Source organism: Thermococcus celer Vu 13 = JCM 8558 (assembly GCF_002214365.1).
In the GTDB taxonomy this organism is placed as follows: Archaea; Methanobacteriota_B; Thermococci; order Thermococcales; family Thermococcaceae; genus Thermococcus; species Thermococcus celer.
The window spans coordinates 1,528,007-1,548,468 of record NZ_CP014854.1; the positions used below are offsets into that span (position 1 = coordinate 1,528,007).

20 protein-coding genes and 1 tRNA gene are annotated in these 20,462 nt (G+C 57.3%); 5 read left to right on the top strand and 16 right to left on the bottom strand.

The annotated features are described in order from the left end of the window. Positions 1–26: 26 nt before the first annotated feature. Together A3L02_RS08345 and A3L02_RS08350 are read left to right on the top strand one after the other, a co-directional pair. Positions 27–206 carry a hypothetical protein gene (locus A3L02_RS08345; RefSeq protein ID WP_088863475.1) on the top strand — a complete coding sequence of 60 codons (180 nt, stop codon included), beginning with the start codon at positions 27–29 and terminating at the stop codon, positions 204–206. A gap of 74 nt (positions 207–280) precedes the next feature. After that, complete coding sequence (locus A3L02_RS08350; RefSeq protein WP_088863476.1) at positions 281–1,159, top strand: MBL fold metallo-hydrolase; 879 nt, start codon at positions 281–283, stop codon at positions 1,157–1,159. 8 nt (positions 1,160–1,167) lie between these two features. Here the strand turns inward: A3L02_RS08350 and cas4 are convergent, their stop codons facing one another. Both cas4 and A3L02_RS08360 read right to left on the bottom strand, forming a co-directional pair. Further along, positions 1,168–1,803, bottom strand: coding sequence for a CRISPR-associated protein Cas4 (gene cas4, locus A3L02_RS08355; protein WP_088863477.1), 636 nt, complete (start codon positions 1,801–1,803; stop codon positions 1,168–1,170). A gap of 172 nt (positions 1,804–1,975) precedes the next feature. Beyond that, positions 1,976–2,311 (bottom strand): hypothetical protein, encoded by a 336-nt coding sequence (locus tag A3L02_RS08360; protein ID WP_088863478.1) that lies wholly within the window; start codon positions 2,309–2,311, stop codon positions 1,976–1,978. 126 nt (positions 2,312–2,437) lie between these two features. Here A3L02_RS08360 and taw2 point away from each other — a divergent pair, with 126 nt between their 5' ends. The 3 genes from taw2 to A3L02_RS08375 all read left to right on the top strand — a co-directional run bounded on the left by taw2 (position 2,438) and on the right by A3L02_RS08375 (position 5,583). Continuing rightward, on the top strand, positions 2,438–3,277 hold the full coding sequence (gene taw2, locus A3L02_RS08365) for a tRNA(Phe) (4-demethylwyosine(37)-C(7)) aminocarboxypropyltransferase Taw2 (protein WP_088863479.1): 840 nt from the start codon (positions 2,438–2,440) through the stop codon (positions 3,275–3,277). A 136-nt stretch (positions 3,278–3,413) separates the two neighbouring features. Further along, a complete protein-coding gene (gene for, locus A3L02_RS08370) occupies positions 3,414–5,276 on the top strand; it encodes a tungsten-containing formaldehyde ferredoxin oxidoreductase (RefSeq protein ID WP_088863869.1) in 1,863 nt (620 codons plus the stop codon). Between the two features lie 76 nt (positions 5,277–5,352). Beyond that, positions 5,353–5,583: a MoaD/ThiS family protein gene (locus tag A3L02_RS08375; protein WP_088863480.1), complete on the top strand. Its 231-nt coding sequence runs from the start codon at positions 5,353–5,355 to the stop codon at positions 5,581–5,583. Positions 5,584–5,745: 162 nt separating this feature from the next. Here A3L02_RS08375 and A3L02_RS08380 read toward each other — a convergent pair. The 14 genes from A3L02_RS08380 to A3L02_RS08445 all read right to left on the bottom strand — a co-directional run bounded on the left by A3L02_RS08380 (position 5,746) and on the right by A3L02_RS08445 (position 20,460). Beyond that, positions 5,746–5,832 (bottom strand) — tRNA-Ser (locus A3L02_RS08380). Between the two features lie 15 nt (positions 5,833–5,847). Continuing rightward, positions 5,848–6,156, bottom strand: coding sequence for a 30S ribosomal protein S10 (rpsJ, locus tag A3L02_RS08385; protein WP_088863481.1), 309 nt, complete (start codon positions 6,154–6,156; stop codon positions 5,848–5,850). A gap of 50 nt (positions 6,157–6,206) precedes the next feature. Continuing rightward, positions 6,207–7,493 carry a translation elongation factor EF-1 subunit alpha gene (gene tuf, locus A3L02_RS08390; RefSeq protein ID WP_088863870.1) on the bottom strand — a complete coding sequence of 429 codons (1,287 nt, stop codon included), beginning with the start codon at positions 7,491–7,493 and terminating at the stop codon, positions 6,207–6,209. A gap of 459 nt (positions 7,494–7,952) precedes the next feature. Continuing rightward, a complete protein-coding gene (locus A3L02_RS08395; RefSeq protein WP_088863482.1) occupies positions 7,953–10,151 on the bottom strand; it encodes an elongation factor EF-2 in 2,199 nt (732 codons plus the stop codon). A 79-nt stretch (positions 10,152–10,230) separates the two neighbouring features. Then, positions 10,231–11,340, bottom strand: a complete 1,110-nt coding sequence (locus tag A3L02_RS08400; protein ID WP_088863483.1) for an HD domain-containing protein — start codon at positions 11,338–11,340, stop codon at positions 10,231–10,233. Between the two features lie 50 nt (positions 11,341–11,390). Then, positions 11,391–12,161 (bottom strand): ABC transporter ATP-binding protein, encoded by a 771-nt coding sequence (locus tag A3L02_RS08405; protein ID WP_088863871.1) that lies wholly within the window; start codon positions 12,159–12,161, stop codon positions 11,391–11,393. Then, entirely contained in the window at positions 12,161–12,622 is a 462-nt protein-coding gene (locus A3L02_RS08410; protein WP_088863484.1) for a hypothetical protein, read from the bottom strand. The genes A3L02_RS08405 and A3L02_RS08410 overlap by 1 nt, the downstream gene beginning before the upstream one ends. After that, the gene (locus A3L02_RS08415) at positions 12,619–13,392 is read right to left on the bottom strand and encodes a hypothetical protein (RefSeq protein ID WP_088863485.1); all 774 of its coding nucleotides are present in this window, start codon (positions 13,390–13,392) and stop codon (positions 12,619–12,621) included. Before A3L02_RS08415 ends, A3L02_RS08410 begins: the two co-directional genes overlap by 4 nt. Before the next feature lie 4 nt (positions 13,393–13,396). After that, complete coding sequence (locus A3L02_RS08420) at positions 13,397–14,476, bottom strand: hypothetical protein (protein ID WP_088863486.1); 1,080 nt, start codon at positions 14,474–14,476, stop codon at positions 13,397–13,399. Between the two features lie 381 nt (positions 14,477–14,857). Then, entirely contained in the window at positions 14,858–15,661 is an 804-nt protein-coding gene (locus tag A3L02_RS08425; RefSeq protein WP_088863487.1) for a GTP cyclohydrolase IV, read from the bottom strand. Positions 15,662–15,672: 11 nt separating this feature from the next. Beyond that, positions 15,673–17,130, bottom strand: a complete 1,458-nt coding sequence (locus A3L02_RS08430; RefSeq protein WP_088863488.1) for a 5-methylcytosine restriction system specificity protein McrC — start codon at positions 17,128–17,130, stop codon at positions 15,673–15,675. Continuing rightward, complete coding sequence (locus A3L02_RS10480; RefSeq protein ID WP_088863489.1) at positions 17,127–19,241, bottom strand: McrB family protein; 2,115 nt, start codon at positions 19,239–19,241, stop codon at positions 17,127–17,129. Before A3L02_RS10480 ends, A3L02_RS08430 begins: the two co-directional genes overlap by 4 nt. Positions 19,242–19,291: 50 nt before the next feature. Continuing rightward, on the bottom strand, positions 19,292–20,062 hold the full coding sequence (locus A3L02_RS08440; protein ID WP_088863490.1) for a DUF4129 domain-containing protein: 771 nt from the start codon (positions 20,060–20,062) through the stop codon (positions 19,292–19,294). Then, positions 20,050–20,460, bottom strand: coding sequence for a DUF1699 family protein (locus A3L02_RS08445; protein ID WP_088863491.1), 411 nt, complete (start codon positions 20,458–20,460; stop codon positions 20,050–20,052). Before A3L02_RS08445 ends, A3L02_RS08440 begins: the two co-directional genes overlap by 13 nt. Positions 20,461–20,462: the final 2 nt, after the last annotated feature.

The following is a 20,462-nucleotide window of genomic DNA, read 5'->3' on the forward strand; positions in this document are numbered from 1 at the left end:
CGGTGCAGATAAGGAGGTGTGTGGAAATGGTCGAGATGATAGTTAAGTCCAAGGTTAAGGAGGCCGTTAAGGCCATAGACCCCGAGATGAGGGTTAACCCGGAGTTCTACGAGGCCCTCGAGGCCGAGGTCAAGGCCCTCATCGAGAAGGCCGTCAAGAGGGCCAAGGACGAGGGCAAAAAGACCCTCTATCCGAGGCACGTCTGATTCCTCCCTTCTTTTTCCTTGTGTTTACGTCGATGCCCTTTTATCCTCTTCCTCCTAACTGTTCCGGTGATGTTATGGCACTGCGGAAGTTGGGTGACTCGGCTTACCTCTACCCCGGAAGCCCCTCAACCCTCGTGAAGGTTTTTGAAGGGAACGCGGTCATCGTTGATCCAGGCCACGGAAAGGGAAGACACAAGGATCTGAAACGTGAGACGAAGAAGCTCGGTGTTAAGATAGCGGCCCAGCTCGCGACCCACGGACACGCCGACCACGTGGCGGTGGCATCCCGCTTAGATGCACCGCTCTTCATCCACCGCTTTGAGTTCTCCATAGCGGAGAGTCCGCTCAACAGGGAGATCCTCACCTTCGGTTCAAAGGCTCCCGAGGGGTTTTTGGCGTTCCAGTTTCCGGGGGAGGTCAGGGCCCACGCCGTCTTCGAGTGGGGAGACGAGCTCTTCGGCCTTAAGGCCGTCAGCCTGAACGGCCACTCGCCGGGAATGACGGGCTTTCTGGACGGGGAAAACGGCCTGATTTACGCGGGCGATTCCTTCTTCGGGGAGCGGGTTGTGGAGAGCGTTGGGTTGCCCTACCTCGTTGACCCTGAATTGTTCAAAGACTCAATTAAAGAATTACAGAATTATGCTGAAAAGGGTCTCCTGCTCATCCCCTCCCACGGGAGGGCCGTGAGGGGTGAAGAGGCCATCGAACTGCTTGACTTCAACATCAAGCGGGTTGAGGAGGTGGGGGAACTCATACCCGAACTCCTCAAAAGACCGATGGGCATCGACGAGCTAACCTTCCGGATTACGGTGCACTACGGGGTGGAACCCACACCAAGGAGGCTCGCGCTGAACCTCGTTCCAATGAGGGCGTTTATAGCGGAACTCTACAACGAGGGACGGATTGAGGCCCTCGTGGAGAACGGACTGAAGTGGAAGGCCAGGAGGGACTGAAAAGCAACTCACTCCCCGTCCGGATAGCACAGATAACGGTAGGGACAGAACCGACAGGCGTAGTCGTTCCACCCCTTCGGGGGTCTTCCCTTCTCGTAAGCGCGCTTGACGGAGTAGAACTGCTTCAGCGTCTCCCGAAAGAGCTTATCATCGTAGGGGATCTCAAAGGCCCGGAAGTTAGGCCCCTCCAAGATGGGAAAGCGCGAGAAGTCTATCTTCTCTATCACCCTCATGGGCTCGTCGTGGAGCTTGATGTAGTAGAGGTAGCCGTACTCGGCCTCGGCCCAACGGAGGTATACGTTGAGCTGGGCCATGTGGTAGTCGTAGGGGCTCTTCGGGAGGCTCGTCTTGCCCTTTATCTCGATGGGGAAGTTCCTTATGGCATCGACCCTGCCGTGTATCTCAAAGCCGAGTCTCCTGGAGCGGAGGACCATGTGCTTCTCGAGCTCGAACCCGAACCTCTTCCTCAGGATCTCACCGAGGACGTTGTGGGTGTTCACCCCCTGGTTCAGCCTCACCTTAACGAACTCGGGCCACTTCGGGGGATAACCCTTCAGGCGGAAGTATATTCTCCTCGGACATGTTAAAGCCTCGCTGGCGTAGAACTCTATGAGTCCGTCGTTCTCACCCTTATTTCCGGTCATCCTCGATCCCTCCGGGGACGGGGCGGGTCATCGGCCCGCGAACCTCACCGCCCCTGCGTCAGCTAATACCGACGTCATCACCCATCAGACTGGGCAAGGGTCGTCATCCGCCTGAGAGTTAAGGCTAACCCAACATTTAAAGCTTTGGGAAAATTCAGGAAGGGGAGCAAAATCAGAACGCGGTGCCCTTTCTCCTTCTGAGAGAGTAGCTCAGGCCGTAGGCCGGCCAGAGGCTCGGCGGCCCCCCGTAGTGGTGCAGGTTGCGGAGTATCTTCTCCGCGGTCTTTCTGTTGTCCGCCCTGACCCTGAGGACGCCATCCTCAAGTTCCACGGTTCCGTTGGGAAGCCTGAGGATCAGCTTCGAGCCGTTCACCTCGGGGCGGGCCTTCATCAAAAGTCGCCAGTAGCCCTCGTACGCCTCGCGGCTCAGTTTCTGCTCGAGAAGGGCGGGCTTTTCACGTGGTTTAAACAGGCGGGAAAACCAACTACTCGAGGACTCATCGTCCATACTCATCATCGACCTCCGGACGATTTCTCGGTTTAAATTCGCCTTCCATGTTTTTAAGGCTTTCTCATCGTTTTTTGACGAAAAGACGGAGAAGGCTTTTTAAGGTACCCAACCAGAGTAGGGCCGATGACGAGGACACAGCTGATAAAGCCCCGCATAAGGGAGTTACTCTCCCGCGAGCTCCCCCCCGAGCTGGTTCGCATGATCCCCAAGCACTGGGTCAGGATAGGCGACGTGCTGATCCTGCCGCTGAGGCCTGAGCTGGAGCCCTACAGGCATCGCATCGCGGAGGTTTACGCTCGGGTCCTCGGCGTTAAAACCGTTCTGAAAAAGGGCAAGATAGGTGGTGAGTTCCGGGAGACCAACTACGAGGTGCTGTACGGAAAGGACACGGTGACTGTGCACGTCGAGAACGGGGTAAGGTACAAGCTCGACGTCGCAAGGGTGATGTTCTCTCCGGCAAACGTCAAGGAGAGGGTCAGGATGGCGGGGGTGGCCAGGCCCGGGGAGCTGGTCGTTGACATGTTCGCCGGGGTGGGTCACCTCAGCCTCCCGATGGCCGTCCACGGAAAGGCAAGGGTGATAGCAATAGAGAAGAGCCCCTACACCTTCCGCTTCCTCGTTGAGAACATCGAGCTGAACCGCGTCCAGGACAGGATGACGGCCTACAACATCGACAACCGGGACTTCCCGGGGGAGGATGTAGCCGACAGGGTTCTGATGGGGTACGTCGTGAGAACCCACGAGTTCATACCCAAGGCCCTCAGCATAGCGAAGGACGGGGCGATAATCCATTACCACAACACCGTCCCCGAGAGGCTCATGCCTGAGGAGCCCTTCGAGACATTCAGGAGAACCGCGGAGGAGCACGGATACCGGGTTGAAAAGCTCAACGAGCTCGTGATAAAGCGCTACGCCCCCGGCGTCTGGCACGTCGTCGATGACATCCGGGTGTTCAAAAGATAGTGAGGGCTACTTCTCCCTCAAGTCCGATCAAGTTTAACAGATAAGCTTAATCACCCGGTCATGATGAAACACTTCTCCTTGCGAAGACCTTATATCCTTCTGGCCGAAAATCTTTCGAGGTGATTCTGGTATGGGCATGAAAGGCTGGTGGGGAAGGATTCTCAGGGTCGACCTGACCAACAACAAAGTCCGGGTGCAGGAGTACCCGCCCGAGGTAGCCAGGAAGTTCATCGGCGGCAGGGGTCTGGCCGCCTGGATCCTCTGGAACGAGGCGAAGGGCGTCGATCCGCTCGGACCGGACAACAAGCTCGTCTTCGCTTCTGGCCCCTTCAACGGTCTCCCGACCCCGAGCGGCGGGAAGATGGTCATCGCCGCCAAGAGTCCGCTCACGGGCGGTTACGGTGACGGTAACCTCGGCACCATGGCCACCGTTCACCTGAGGAAGGCCGGCTACGACGCGATAGTCGTCGAGGGCAAGGCCAAGAAGCCCGTTTACCTTTACATAGAGGACGACGAAGTTTCAATCTTAAGCGCCGAGGGGCTCTGGGGCAAGGATACCTTCGAGACGGAGAGGGAGCTCAAGAAGATACACGGCAAAAACGTGGGTGTTCTCAGCATAGGCCCGGCCGGTGAGCACCTCGTCCGCTACGCCGTCGTCATCTCCCAGGAGGGAAGAGCAGCGGGAAGGCCCGGTATGGGTGCCGTGATGGGAAGCAAGAAGCTCAAGGCCGTCGTCATAAGGGGCACCAAGGAGATACCCGTTGCCGACAAGGAGAACCTCAAGAAGCTCTCAACCGAAGCCTACAACGAGATACTCAACAGGCCCAGCTATCCCTTCTGGAAAAGACAGGGAACGATGGCCGCCGTCGAGTGGACCAACGAGAACTCGGCACTTCCCACCATGAACTTCAGCGACGGAAGCTTCGAGTTCGCCCGCTCGATAGACGGTTACACCATGGAGGGGATGAAGGTCAAGCAGCGCGGATGCCCCTACTGTAACATGCCCTGCGGAAACGTAGTCCTCGATGCAGAGGGGAGGGAGAGCGAGCTCGACTACGAGAACGTGGCACTCCTTGGGGCCAACCTCGGCATAGGGAAGCTCAACGAGGTCTCCGTCCTCAACAGGATAGCGGACGAGATGGGTATGGACACGATATCCCTCGGTGGCTCACTGGCGTTCATCATGGAGGCCAAGGAGAAGGGCCTCATAAAGGAGGACGCTCCGGAATTCGGTGACTTCAAGAAAGCCAGAGAGCTCGCCCTGGACATCGCCTACCGCAGGGGAGAGCTCGGCAACTTCGGTGCCGAGGGCGTCATGAGGATGTCCCAGAAGCTTGGAGACGACAGTTTCGCCATGCACGTGAAGGGCCTTGAGGTAAGCGGTTACAACTGCTTCATCTACCCTGCAATGGCCCTCGCCTTCGCCACCAGCTCGATAGGCGCCCACCACAAGGAGGCTTGGGTTATCGCCTGGGAGATAGGAACCGCCCCGATAGAGGGGGAGCAGGCCAAGAAGGTCGAGTACAAGATAACCTACGGCCCGGAGAAGGCGGCGAAGGTCATAGAGCTCCAGCGCCTCAGGGGCGGCCTCTTCGAGATGCTCAGCGCGTGCAGGCTCCCGTGGGTTGAAGTTGGCCTTAGCCTCGACTACTACCCGAAGCTCATCGAGGCCATAACCGGCGTGAGGTACAGCTGGGACGACCTCTACACCGCCGCTGACAGGGTCTACGCCCTCATAAGGGCCTACTGGGTCAGGGAGTTCGGCGAGAAGTGGGGCAGGCACATGGACTACCCGCCGAAGAGGTGGTTCATCGAGGGACTCAAGAGCGGACCGTACAAGGGCCAGCACCTCGACATGGACAAGTACGAAGGATTGCTCAGCGAGTACTACAGGCTCAGGGGATGGGACGAGCGCGGAATTCCGAAGAGGGAGACGCTTAAGAAGCTCGGCCTCGAGGACGTCATCCCCGAGCTGGAGAAGGTCACGAAGCTCGAGTGATTCTTTCCCCTCTTCCTTCTTGGCTTTTTCCGGCAACTTTTTTAGCGAGGAAGCGAACTTTTAATCGGTGGTGGGTATGGTCAGGATAAAGCTGATGGGCACGTTTGCCCACCTTGCGAGGGCGAGGGAGCTCCATGTCAAGATCGAGGGCAAAAAGACCGTGGACGAGCTCCTCCGCGAGGTTATCCCGCGTTACGACGAGTTCACCGAGAAGATAATCCTGGTAAACGGGGGACCCGCGAGGGGCGACGCCGAGGTCGAGGACGGCGACGAGATAAAGGTTATGCCCGTCCTGAGCGGGGGATGAAACGAGCATCGTTAACCCTTTAACCCCCCTCTGCTGTTCTGCCCTCTTTGTTAACACGTTAACATAACCCTTCGAAGGTTTCTAATCCAAGGCGAAGACAGTAAGGGCAGGCTTAACCACTTAGGATCACAGAAAAGACCTTTACACATCAGAAAGGTTGTATGGCGCCGGGGCAGGGATTTGAACCCTGGCGGGCTAACGCCCACGGACTCTCCAGGCCCGCGCCTTCCCAGGCTAGGCTACCCCGGCGCAAAAATGTGAGAGTCACGAGATGAGCTCGATCTCGATGGTGACGTCTTCGGGAACGCGAATGCGCATGATCTGGCGCATGGCCCTTTCGTCGGCCTCGATGTCGACGAGCCTCTTGTGGACGCGGAGTTCGAACTTGTCGAAGGTTGCCGTTCCCTCGCCGTCGGGGCTCTTCCTGGTGGTTATCCTTATCCTCTTGGTGGGGAGCGGTATGGGCCCGCTCATCCTGACGCCGGTTCTCTCCGCTATCTGCCTGATCTGGTCGGTGACCTCGTTGAGGGCCTTAATGTCCGTGCTCGCAAGCTTAATCCTTGCCTTCTGCATTTCAGTCCCTCCTAAGAGTCAGGGAAGTAAAGGAAAGGTCAGAGAAGGCCTCACTCGGCCTTCTGGATGGAGATAACCATACCGGCGGCGACGGTCTGGCCCATGTCGCGGATGGCGAACCTGCCCATCTGCGGTATCTCCTTGACCGGCTCGATGACCATCGGCTTGGTGGGCCTGAGGACGACGATGGCGGAGTCACCGGTCTTGATGAACTGCGGGTTCTCCTCGACGATGTTGCCGGTCCTCGGGTCGAGCTTGGCGAGGAGCTGCTCGAACCTGACGGCAACCTGGAGGGTGTGCGCGTGGAGAACCGGGGTGTAGCCGACGGTGATGGCGGTCGGGTGGTTGAGGACGATGATCTGGGCCTTGAAGGTGTCCTTCGGCCTGACGACGGTCGGCGGGTTGTTGGTGTGTCCGGCGACGTCACCGCGCTTTATGTCGTTCTTACCAACGCCACGGACGTTGAAACCGATGTTGTCACCCGGAAGGGCCTCCTGCATGGGCTCGTGGTGCATCTCGATGCTCTTGACCTCACCCTGGATCGGCTTGTGGAAGATGGTGCTGGCCGGCTCGAAGATGACGACGTCACCGACGCGGAGGACACCGGTCTCAACGCGGCCGACCGGGACGGTACCGACACCCTTGATGGAGTAGACGTCCTGGATCGGGATGCGAAGCGGCTTGTCGGTCGGCTTCGGCGGCTCGGGCATCTGGTCGAGGGCCTCGATGAGGGTCGGGCCGTTGTACCATGGCATCTTGTCGCTCTTCTTGACGACGTTGTCACCCTCCCAGGCGCTTATCGGGATGATCGGGAAGTTCTTGTAGCCGAGCATCATGAGGAGCTTCTTGACCTGCTCGGCGACGGCCTTGAACTTCTTCTCGTCGTAGTTGACCATGTCCATCTTGTTGACGGCGACGAGGATGTTGTTTATACCGAGGGTCCTGGCGAGGAAGGCGTGCTCCTTGGTCTGCGGCATGACACCGTCGGTGACGGCGACGACGAGAACCGCCGCGTCGGCCTGGCTGGCACCGGTGATCATGTTCTTAACGAAGTCCCTGTGGCCCGGAGCGTCGATGATGGTGATGTACCTGTGCGGGGTCTCGAACTTGGTGTGGGCGACGTCGATGGTGATACCCCTCTCCCTCTCCTCCTTGAGTCTGTCCATGACCCAGGCGAACTTGAAGGACTTGCCCTTCTCACCCATCTCCTCGAACTTCTTGATGATGTTCTCCGGTATGTTGGCGGTGTCGAAGAGCAGCCTTCCGATGGTGGTGCTCTTTCCGTGGTCGACGTGGCCTATAAAGACGATATTAATGTGTGGCTTCTCCTTAGCCATTTCCATACACCTCCTATTTTGGCCTAATCTCGTTGACCGGGATGGCTTTTTAAATCTTTCGAACCTCGGCCCCCTCGGACGGGAAACCCGCCTTTTCTCGGGGAGGCCTCATGAGTTCCGTCCATAGGTTGAGGACGGGGTTTAAAAAGTTAACTAATCGGTTTTGAGGAAAATCCCCAACTCTCAACGGAGATTCTCAAAAATCCCGCAGGTCCCAGGCGGGCAGGCCCTCTTCCCTCAGCTCGGATTTGCCGTCAACGTGGCGGGCGAGGATCTGTATAAATCCGAGGCCCCCCGATGTTATTCCACAGAAGTTTTCGGTTTACCCTCGATTGATAAACTGCCCGTGAGCATCACACTTTAGAGTAAGTTTCGATGGCACGACAAGAACACCTGGCCAATTTTCAAGTTCAGAAAAGCAGGAAACGTAAAGAAGAGAGGGGATTTGGGAAGACGCCCTCACTGCTGCGGGCAGACGTCCTGCTCCTTCGGCGGGTTCGGGTTGAGACCCTTCCTCTGGCGTATCTCCCTTATAACCTGCTGGGCGAGCTCTCCCGGAACCCTCTTGAAGCCCGCGTGCTCGGTGCTCCAGAGGGCCCTTCCGCTCGTGGCACCGCGGATGGCGCCGGCGAACCCGAACATCTCGGCGACCGGGGCCTCGGCGATGATTATCATGACCTCGCCCTCCTGGCGCATGTCTATGAGCTGGCCGCGCCTCTGGTTTATCTCCCTGCTCACCGCACCCATGTACTCGTAGGGCACGTTGATGATGACCTTCTGGTAGGGCTCGTAGAGCACCGGGTTGGCCTTCATCATGGCGCACTGGATGGCACCCCTGATGGCGGGGTATATCTGGGCCGGACCGCGGTGAACGTTGTCCTCGTGGATCTTGGCGTCGTGCAGGCGGACCATGACCTTCATTACAGGTTCTCTCGCCAGCGGCCCCTCGTCCATGGCCTGGTGGAATCCGTCAACGAGCAGGTCCATGACCTCGTTGAGGTACTGGATACCCTTGGTGTTGTCGAGGAACATGTTTCCGTTGTAGATGTCCACGATACCTTTTGCAACTTCGTAGTCCATGCCGAGCTCCGCGAGCTTCTTGGCGACCTCCTTCGGGTTCTTGGGCCTGCCCTCCGGGATGAACCCCTCGCGGATGGCCTCGTATATCTCGTCCGGAAGGGGCTCGACGGTGATGTAGAACCTGTTGTGCTTGTTCGGGGACTTTCCTTCGACTATCGGGCTCATCTTGCTCACGCTTTCGCGGTAAACGACGATGGGCGGGGAGACATCGACGTCGAGCTTCCAGTCCTCCTTGAGCTTGACGAGCTTGACCTCGAGGTGGAGCTCACCCATACCGCTGAGGAGGTGCTGGCCGGTCTCCTCGTCTATCTTGACGTGGAGCGTCGGGTCCTCCTTGGCGAGCTGGCGCAGGGCCTCGATGAGCTTCGGAAGGTCCTTGACGTTCTTGGCCTCGATGGCCACGGTAACGACGGGCTCGCTGGCGTAGTGGAGGGCCTCGAAGGGCTCGATCTGCTCCTGGGCGACGGTCTCACCGGCCATTGCGTCCCTCAGACCGGTCACGGCGACGATGTTACCGGCCGGGACTGCCTCCATGTTGACCCTCTCCGGCCCCATGTAGATACCGACCTGCTGGATCCTGGCCTTCCTCTTGGCGTTGATGAGGTAAACCTCCTGACCGGTCTTAACCGTACCGCTCCAGACACGGCCGGTTGAGACCTCACCGGCGTGCTTGTCGAGGATGATCTTGGTGACGACCATGACCATCTTGCCCTTCGGGTCGCATCTGAGCATGGCCTGCCCGACGTCGCTCTCGACTTCGCCCCTCCAGAGGTGCGGGATCCTGTACTTCTGAGCCTCAAGCGGGTTCGGCAGGTGCTTGACGACCATATCGAGGACGACGACGTGGAGCGGGGCCTTCTTCCTGAGGGTCTTCAGATCACCGCTGTTGGTGAGCTCGACGATGTCCTTGAAGGAAACTCCCGTCTTCTTCATGAAAGGAACGCTGAGGGCCCAGTTGTAGTAAGCGCTACCGAAGGCGACGCTTCCGTCCTCGACCTTGACCATCCACTGGCTCCTGAACTCGGGCGGGGCGTACTTCTTGATGAGCCTGTTGACGTCGGTGATTATCTTGGCGAACCTCTGGAGGATGTCGTTCGGGCCGAGCTTGAGCTCCTTGATGAGCCTGTCGACCTTGTTGATGAAGAGGACGGGCTTGACGTACTCCCTGAGGGCCTGTCTGAGGACGGTCTCGGTCTGCGGCATGACGCCCTCGACGGCGTCGACGACGATGATGGCACCGTCGATGGCCCTCATGGCCCTCGTAACGTCACCGCCGAAATCGACGTGACCCGGAGTGTCGATGAGGTTGATGAGGTAGTCGTTGCCCTCGTAGTTGTGAACCATCGAAACGTTCGCCGCGTTGATGGTGATTCCCCTCGCCTGCTCCTGCTCGTCGAAGTCGAGGACGAGCTGTTTTCCGGCCAATTCCTCACTTATCATCCCGGCGCCGGCGAGCAGGTTATCGCTCAGCGTCGTCTTACCGTGGTCAATGTGAGCGGCGATACCCATGTTCCTGATCCTCTCGGGCTGGGTCATGAGCTCCTTAATCTTGGCAACCATCTCTTCCCTTCTTCCCATTCACACCACCTTTTAGCTTGATGAGCTTGTTCACCCCTCACTCAAAAAGCCCGGTTATAAATCTTTCCCAGAGGGCCGCTTAACCCACGAGTTTTGCGAACGGCTCACCTGAAGAATGGAGGAATTCCTCGACGAATTTCTCAACCCTTGCCCTCACGTCCTCCCTCGCGTAGACGCCCCAGCGCCAGTAGGTGTCTTTCAGTTCGACGAGGGAACGGACCAGCGGCGAGACGTCACTCAGCCTCTTAAGCTCCCCAGCGGAGAGGACGAAGGCGTTCTTCTCCTCGAACCTGGGCTTCGACGGGTAATCCACAAGGGCGAGGTGCCCGAATTCCATCTCAAGTTCACGCTTCAGCTCCCCGATCCTTTCCTCACCGGGGTCAATGCCGGAGTGGAGAACGCGCTTGTAGAGCCTCCTGTCATCGAGGGCCTTGATGAGCTCCCTAACATCGGGATTCCCGCTCGATCTGAGCCTCGCCATTAGGTCAACCTCGTCCATCGTTCTTATCTCCTCAAGGGGGATTCCCTCGAGCCTTACGGCCTCGGTCAGCATCGCGCCCGCTATCCTCGAAACGTGGTGCTGGTAGACCGTCTGGTGCATCATGCTCCTCGCGAGCAGGAGGTTCTGCGCCGCCATTATCCCCTTCTCCCCCACCACGAGCCTCTCCCCGTCGTAGTGGAGGTACCTGACGAGCCTGTCGAGGTCTGCTATCCCGTAGGCGACCCCCGTGTAGTACGCATCCCTGACGAGGTAGTCCATCCTGTCCGCGTCTATGTCCCCGCTCACGAGCGGATGCTTCAGAAGCCCGAGGAACTCCTCGAGGGAGTAGCGCTCCCTTACGACGTCGCCGATTTCGCCGTGTCGCAGGGCCCACCTCGTGTTCTCCTCGTGCCTCTGGTAGAGCGCTTCGAGCGTGTGGCTGAAGGGGTAGTGGCCGAGGTCGTGGAGCAACGCCGCGTAGCTCACCCCGTCCTCGATCCCCGGGTTATGGCTCGATACCATCCTCGCCAGGTGAAACGTTCCAAGTGAGTGCTCGAAGCGGGTGTGCCGGGCCGAGGGATACGCCAGGAACACCAGTCCGAGCTGGGTGATCCGCCTGAGCCTCTGGAACTCCGGCGTGTCGACGAGCCTGACGGCGAAGTCGTCCAGCTCGATGTGGCCGTGTATGGGGTCGTGGATGAGCTTCATGGTCCCACCGGAGGTATAAAGAGAAAAGTTTATATAAAAGTGGTGCGAATCTATTCCGTGGCGGAGGTTCCCGCTTCAGGTGGTTTATCTCCGCCTGGAGTCTGCCAACCCTCCTGCCCGGGGGATGAGGGGGCTTTCCTGCCCCCTCTCCTTACCCTGGGCTTGAAGAGCTTCTCGACGTCTTCCTGCACCTCCTCTGCCTTCCCGCTCAGGACGACCTTTCCGTTGCCGATGACGACCACCCAGTCCACGATGGGCATCAGCGGCTCCCAGATGTGGCTTATGATGACGAAGTTCGTCTTCCCCATCCCGTCGATCACCTCTATGACCCTCCCCATGCTCTCGAAGTCTATGTTGGCCAGGGGCTCGTCGAGGAATATCAGCTCCGGCTTTCCGATGAACGCCTGGGTCAGCGAGAGCCTCTTCAGCATCCCCGAGGAGTAACCCGTTATCCTCTCGTCAAGGAAGGAACGAACGTCGAAGAGCTCCGCCACCCTTTCAACCTCCTCCCCGCCAAAGCCCTTGCTCTCGGCGAAGAGGGTGAGCCACTCCCTTCCGGTCGTGAACTGCGGGAAAGCAGGGGGGTCGTAAGCAACCCCGAAGCGCTTCTTAACCCTCCAGTTGTTCCAGGGGTTCTCTCCGAACACCCTGATCTCCCCGGCGCTCGGTCTGTACACTCCCGTGGCGAGCTTTAGAAACGTGCTCTTCCCGCCACCGTTGGGACCGAGGACGAGCGTTATCCCCTCCGGGATCTCGACCGATACTCCGTCGAGGGCGTGGATGTTCCCGAAGGTCTTCTTCAGGTTTTTCGCCTCGATTATCACTTGCCCCACCTCCATACGACCAGGGCAAGGAGGAGCGCGCAGGCTGAACCGCTCGCGTAGAGGGAATCCTGAACCGCCTTGGTGGGGTAGTTCTTGATGAAGCGGAAGGCGCAGGTGACCTTTCCCGTTCCGTTGTTGAATACGATGTAATCCCCCTCCCTCGGCAGGACGAACTGGTACTTCAAATGGCCGCTAACGGTGTGCCCGTCGATTTTATCCCCGGTTATGGTTTCGTGAACCTCAACGAGACCGTTTCCGGTGCACGAGGCCTCGACGAGGGAGCTCGTCGGGGTGTGGGCGTCGAGCAGCATCATTCCCGTGGCGTTCCCGTTCCTCTCCACAGGCTGGAGGAAAACAGGCCCCACCGAGCCGGCGTGGTCCTCGTAGTTGGAGTTGATCCAGATGGAGCCGATGGTGAGGAGTAGCATCGCCGAGAGCAACGCCGCCCAGAACCTCATACCACGTCCCTCCTCCTTATGATGATCCACGAAGCCGCGAGGAGAAGTAGCGGGACGAGCAGACCCCAGCCCATGTATTGGGTCGTGAAGGGGGTAAAGCCCGTGGTCCCGCTTTTCCCTATTGCGTTTACGAAGAGGTCCGGTGGAACGTTACGGAGGTCCGTAACGCGGGGCGCGTATATCACCGCGAAGCCCATCATGAAAGCCAGAAATGCGTTGGGGGACGAGAGCGAGACCAGCGTGGCCACTCCTATCAGGTAAAGCACCAGGAACGCCACCAGGACCAGCGCGTTGCCCATGAACTCCGAGGTTATATCGGGTAGGTAACCCGCTATGCTCGCGTAGCTGGTCAGCGCAACGTAGGCGAAGGGCAGGAGGACCATGGTGAACCCGTAGATTACGAGTGAGAGCAGTTTCACCCCGAAGATCTCGGTGTTGGAGTAGGGGAGGGAGTAGATCGAGCGGGCGACGCCGTTGTCCCTGTCGTACCTGAAGGTTAAGGCCCCAAGGAGCAGGATTAGGAAGCCCACCAGCATCCATGCATCGTCGAGGGAGAGCATTAGCTTTATGGAGTTAGAAACGTGCACTGCTTTAGAAGGTCCGTAGAGTGCCGAGTTATCCAGGAGTCCAAAGAACATGCTCACGTTCGAGGTTACGGCCATCAGGGACTGCTTCATGGCCAGCCCCGCCAGGAGTATCCCGAAGAGCAGTAGGACGGCCTTCACGACGTCGTTCATTTCCCAGCGAAAGAGGGTGTAGAGACGTCCCATAACATCACCTCCATTTCTTGGTCGATTTTCCAGTTTTCCATCCGATGACTCCGGCCAACAGCAGGATGCTGGAGTAGAAGGCCCATTTGAGGCCCGTTTGTGGTTTGGGGTAGTTAACGGTTTCTTCCTGTCTCTTGACTCCGGTGGTGAAGTTGGCAAGAACGAGGCCGGTTAAGTAGGACTTATCCCCTTTAGCCACAACCTGATACTCATGGTACTCATCTATAAAACTCGCACTAAGGAACCCCAACGCCCAAAAATCAGGGGCTGTTAGAGGCGGCGAAATGAGGAGACCGTTCGAAGCATCAAACCTGAACATCATGATTCCATACCCACCCACAAGGAAGCGGGCTTTTTTCACGCCCTTCAAACGCTGGGTCCCATTGTAAGAGATCTCGGTTGTAGTTACGAGTTTGGTCGGGGGTTTGATGGTGATGTTCTTACCCTTGAAAACCTGCTCATTATCAATTTGAACATCGTCTATTCTGGACTTAAATGGGTAGACTGAGAAGAGCGAACCGTTCACGAGTGGTTTCTCTGGGTCATCCCAGAGCATCGTGTGACCGTAAACGACACCATCCTTGACAACCATGCTGTCGTTAACCCGAATCCTGTATTTCCCCGTTATCCTAAGCTGCCTAAGGTGAAATACGTACCACTTCCAATCATTGAAGCCAACTAAATGATCCTTGGCCGTTTCATTGGAGGTAACGTCTGACTCGTTCCAGAATACGAGGGGAGAGTAACCCGGCGGCAAAACCGTGGTGATGTTAACGTTCTTCAAGAGAAACTCTACAGTAACGTTAACGAACTCCCCATCACCCGTGAGGTTGAACCTCACCACCACCGGCCCGTAAACCTCACCATAGTAAAGCATTCCAGAGTAATTGTAAGTGAAGTAACCTGTCTTTGTCCATTCTGGTCTGTGGCCCAGCGAAACGCGGTACTCAACGTATGGAGCGTAATAATCAGCCCTGTAAGTGATTGTAGCGTTTTTAGCCCAGTAGGGAATGGCAAAAGCATACTGGGCAACGCTAAGTACCAAAAACGAAAGCACCAACACTGAGAGGATCCCTCTCCTCATGGGCACCACCGTTTTGGATGCTTGGACGACGCGAACCCTGCTACAACCACCAGCAGACCGAACAACAGAGCCACCAGTTTCTTCATTCTGCCAACCCTCCTGCCCGGGGGACGTTGATACGCTCCGCCGGGCAATTTGAATTACGCTCTGATAGTATTTAAACCTTGCTTCGGAGTTTAATTATAAATTCCAAAAAAAAATCTGGAATAGCCACTTAAAACGTTGCAGTATATCCCACATCGCGGAGATTTATGTCAAAGTTATTAACGTGAATAACCGTGTTATACACGGGTGCATCAAAGCACAATTAAAAGGTTACTGGGCCCTCACAAAAATTCAAGGTACAGGGAGGAGGCACAAAGGGGAAATACAGAATCCCGGCTAACTCCACGTCTCGGCTATGACGTCGTGCTTGTGTATGCTCTCGTTGCTGATTACCCTAACGTGGATCCTCCCGTTGAAGCGCTCCTTCGCCTTGGCAAGTATCTCGCGGGCGACGTCCTCCACGAACTTCGGGTTGGCGAACATCCCCTGAACGACGGCGTTCTCGTCGACCGTCTTGAGCAGGGTGTAGGTCGGGTGGCTGAAGGAACCCTCAACGACGTCTATCATATCCTCGAGTGCTATCTCCTCGTCGAAGGCCGTCCTGACCTCGAGCTCGCCGACGGCGCGCTGTATGTGGGTCTTCCCGTCGTTGTTGGCCATCGCGTGGGGGCAGACGGTGTTGCCAGTTACCTTGACGTGGAGCACTTTCTCGAAGGAGCCGTCCCCGTTCTTTATCACGCCGACCTCGACGTCGTAGGGTTCGTAGCTGACCTTTCCGCTCGCCGGGGTCTCCCTCGGGACGATGAGGTGCGTCCTTATCCAGACCTCCGCGTGCCTGTGGGGGTGCTTCCCCTCCAGCCTGCGAATTACGGCCCTCCCAAGCTCCTCGAGGGAGCGGTGGGCCCCCATGACCTCCTCCTCGACGGCCTCGCTCATCGCCTCGGTTATGCTCTCGACGAGCCGGCTCATGTGGATGCCCTTCTTCTCGGCCGGGACGTCTATGGTCACCTCGAACAGCGGGAGGAAGGTGTAAACTCTTCCCTTCCAGTTTATCCTCGCCACGGTTCGCAGGTTGGTTATCCCGACGCGGTGAAGGGGCTCCATTATCTCGGGTTTCTCCTCCTGTGTCTCAACCGACATGACCATCACCTTTAGTCTCTCTGCTGGGACATCTGCTCGAGGCTTTTTAAACCTGCGCCGTGACGTGAATTACCCGCTTCCCTCTTTTCACACAGCGCCAGAAGGGTCTCCCTCAGGTTTCTGGCAATCGAATCCCTCAAAACGACGCCGTTCCGGGTTATGAACACGTCCGTGCCCACCCTGGAGAGCTCGTAGCCAAAGAGAGCGAAGGGCGTTCCGTCGAAGAAGCTAAGAAGCTCCCCGCTGGGTTCGAACATGTCCGGAATCCAGTGATTGTACGCTCCCTTCAGCCGGGGATAGACGATTGCGGCACTCCCTCCGGCGAGGCGAGAATACGAGTATATCTGGTAGAGGTCCTCGCTGCTGCGAACGAGCTTCCTCCACCAGTTTCCCCCCATCTTTACGATTAAACCACGGTACTTAACCTCGATCGCGCACTTCCCGGAGTCCGTCACAACCAGTATATCCGGAAGCGGGGAGCCAAGAGTAAAAACGGCGCCCAGTTTCGCCTCCACCCTCCCGTGATCCTTAACGATGTGCGGGAGGGTGTAGTTCCTGTAGACCACTCCCTTCCCGTTCAGGGCTCGCTTAATCGTGTGATACGCAAGGTCCTCAAACAGGTGGGCCATGTCTATGAAAACGCCCTGTTGTCCCGAGTTCGTTCCGGTCTTTCTGCTGAAGCCGGTTAGGATTATCGTCGCGAGGGTGTAAACCGGTTTGAACCGTTCGTTCAGGGAGTTGAAGGACACCCTTTCAGGATCTTTTTGGTCAAGCGTCCCCACCCCCCTGAAGTACTCAATCAATGAGCCGGCCGCCCTTCCAATACCCCGCCACTCGGAGTTCTCCGCAACAACTTCAAGAGCCGCTTTTAACACCCTGTTCAACGGATTGTCTACCCCAAGAGCGGAGTGTCTGACCGGAACGTCCACTCCCACGGGTGCGGTCCTGATCAAACGTGAGAGAAGCACCCTCCCCCGGATGGTCTTCGAGCTCTCCTCAAGCTCACTGTACTCCTGATACATCCCGTGGAACACCCTCCTCTTCAGCTGGAAGACGTAGAGGTAGAAGAACAGCTCGTGGATGAGCTCGCCCTCGTCCCCGTAGGCGGAGATGGCGAGTTCTATGTCACGCGGGCTCATACCGAGGTTACCGCTCATGTTGAGGAGGCTGAGGAAGAACTTCATGGACCGCCTCTGGTCAGGGTCGTACCTGTAGGGTTTCGGGAGGATCTGTATCATGAAGGGCTCATCCCCCAGATGGTAGGCGAAGCCCACGCTCCCGTGGGTCTTGATGTAGTACTCCCCCCGGCTAACGTCGTATTTTAAACTCAGGACCTCATGTTCACGGCCGTAAACCCTGTTGATGGACTCGAAGAACCTGTGGAGCTCGGAGGGGTGCAATTTCAGGCCCTCAGCCTGAAGGCTCCGGAGGTATCTCCTCTGGAACTCGTGAAGGGTCACAACCTTCATTCCGACCCCACCAGTCTGCGGAGGGCATCCATGAACTCGTCGATGTCCATCTGGATTATCCTGCCCCTCTCGTCTATGAACTCGAATCCGGGATAGAGGGACCTTAGGTGTTCCCAGTTTCCGTAGAAGTACTCCTGGAAGAGGGGTAACACCTTGTGATAGAACACCATGTACAGCGCCCTCCTCGGGTCATCGGCGGAGGCTACATCGAGGAAGTACCCGTGTCCCACGGTGTAGTCCTTACCCTTTTCCTGCTCGATGATGGAGTTCAGCCTCATGAGAAGATGCTCGAGGTCCACCCCGTCCACGCTCACGTCCCTCAACCTCCCCGGGTCGGGGGTCAGTTCCACGAACGCGAACCTCCTCCTGAGTGCTATGTCGAGCATCGCTATGCTTCTGTCCGCCGAGTTCATTGTCGCAACTATGTATAGGTTGGGAGGCAGTGCGAAGAGCTCCCCGGAGTACGGCAGGGTTACTATAACCTCGTTTGGAGCGTCCAGCCTTTTATCCGGGTCGAGAAGGGTTATCAGCTCTCCAAATATTCTGCTCACGTTGCCCCTGTTTATCTCGTCGATCACCAAGTAGAAATCCCTTCTGGGCTTTATGCCTGTTCTCTTCCCGCTCTTTCGTTCCTTCAGGAACCTCTGAACCGTTGCCTTCATATCACTGTACCCAACCTTGCCCCCACCCTTCCTGAGTTCATCAGGCAGGGAATCGTAGATCGCCCTCACCGTTAGTCGCTTGAACACACCGTCAGATACACGGTACACAACGTTCCCTTCCTTTTCAAAGGGTCTGAAGCCCTCCACGAAGTCCTCGTAGCTGTAGGACTGGTGGAACGTGACAAACTCCCCGTTTCTGGCTGTTTTAAGTGCCATGTATGTTTTGCCCGTGCCGGGCGGCCCGTAAATGATAACCTGTTTGAAATTCCTCAGCAGGGGCTCCAGAAACGCTCCTTCCGCTTTTTCACCACCTTCGCCTCCCTCCAGTTCGCCCCCCTGCCCTCCTGTTTTGGCTTCCTCGAACGTGTACAGGTAATCAACGTCCCCGCGAAGGAAGTAGTAAAAACCCCCGCCCGAGCTTTTGCCTCCGCTTCTGCCGAAGTAGAGGACCCTTCCATCCAGGGAGATCCCGGCGAACTTCGGGTCAAGGACCCCCGGAACGTACCTCCCAAGAACCGCACCCCCCTCGAAATCGCCCGGCTTTATCTTTTTAGACGACTTGACAACCTCAAAGGGCACAAAACCAGCCCTCACGTTTTCACGGTAAACGCCCGTTATCAAAAAGAGCCCCCGGGACGTGAAGGACAGGAACACCAGCTCCCCGGGGAGCGATACCGGGTTTTCTCCCGTGGGGGTCATGACGTAAATCTCCTTTCCTCCCTTGACCCCGAGGGCGGCTATGAACGAGTCGCCTTCCAGCCAGATGTCCCCCACGGGTCTCCCGCCACCTGAAACAACGTTGGATTTTGATAGTACTTCAATGCTGTCCCAGAACTCCCTGGCGGAGTAGTAGGGGAACATCGGGAAGGGGATCCTGCCCAGTTTCAGCCTGGGTCTTTGATTTTCCCTGAAGGTGTAGAGCATGTAGATGGAGTCCCCCGTGTCCCTTACCGAGTGGATGTAGGCAAAGCCCCTGGGCGGCGTCGGTATCTTAACGACCTCAACGTCCGCGGGGGCGATGTAATCGACCTTGTAATCACAGAACACCAGGAGTCTGTCCATTGAAGTTAGAGTCACGTAGAGCGGTAGCTTGGTAAAAGCCACCGAGAGGGCCTCGGATTCCGGGTCCTCGGACTGGATCGGGTAGAGTTTGACCTCCCCGGTTCCACACTTTGTAAAAACCGCGAGCTTTTCACTCCCGGGCAGGATCACGACCTCGTCCGCGCAGGACACCGCGATCCCTTCACCCCAGCCTTTGACGACTTCCCCCGCCGTTTCAAAAACGTGTATGAACCTTGAGTCGTCGTCCAGCCGAACCATGACCGCCAGGTACCTGCCGCTGGGAAAGAGCCTAAGCTCTTCGATCACGAAACCAAAGTCCCCGTACTCCGTGTCCAGAAATCTTTTTATCAGATACATCGCGTTCTTCATTGGCATAGGATGGCTCATTACAATCACCAATTGGAATATGGGGCGAGATTTATTAAATCTTTCCCCGCTCATCTCAGGATTTCCATCAGCCTCTCGTAGCTCCTCCTTGCCGCCGACACGTCGGCCTCGTCCAGCCTGCCCGCGTATTTGGCCCTCTCGAAGATCCTCGTGAGAACATCGAGGTCTTCCAAGTCCTGAAAGATTTCCCTCAGCCTTTCCTCATGCTCCCAGTGCGTCCAGCTCTTCTGGTAGGGGTAACCCTTACGGACGAGGCCCGCAACGACGTTCTTGTACATCTTTATCACCCTCTCCGCGGGGGTACCCTCTATGGAGTCGTACGTCATCTCCGGCTCGAACTTGACTTCAAACGTCGTGACTTGACGTTTCCGTCTCTTGGCCGTGAGAATTAACAGAATGAAAACGGCGAAGGGCAGCAGGTAGAACACCCCGGGAAGCTCCTTCAGCGTGACCACAAAGTCGCCGGAGGTGACGTTGTACCAGATTCCGGAAAGTGTTTCCCCCACTTTACCGGTGTTCACCAAGTGTTCCGGCTTTTTTTCAAAAATCAACCTGATGGCAACGAAAATCGCCAGCAGCGTTATCGCGCCGGCCAGAACGTTCCCCCTCTTGGTTCTCCGAATCCCCCTCTCGATGTTGCCCTCAATGAGGGCCCTCAGCACGTAACCCGCGGCCGCGAACAGGAACAGGTTCGCGAAGAAAAAGACCCACTCGAAGTTAAAGACCGTGGTGCCCCCGTGGATGGCCGTGTTTCCGAGAAGGGTGGAGACGAGAAGAAAGGAGGCGAAGAGGATGACGTAAAGGGTTCTCAGCCTCTCCATCGCATAACACCGGCCTGCTCCAGGATGTAATAGACAGTCCTCAGGGGGATACCGGTCCTGGCGCTTATCTCCTTGGCGGAAAAGCCCTTGAGGAGGAGGGCCTGAATCTCCTGAACGGTTCTCTCGTCGTACTTCCTCGGTCTCCCTCTGGGGTATCCCTCGGGGACGAGCTCTATGCCCATCTGGGCGAGTGCGTTGATGACCTTCCTCGAGACCTTCGGGTAGAGGCTCGGCGGACAGGAGATCTTCCTGACGTTGGGCGCGCGCTCGAGGATCGTCACGAGTATCTCCTTCGTGGGGCGGCGGTTCACGTAGACCTCGGTAACCTCCTCGTTCAGCGCGCCCTTGAGCTTCCGCAGAAGTTCCGCGTTGTTCCTGGCCTTGACCTCCACCCGCATAA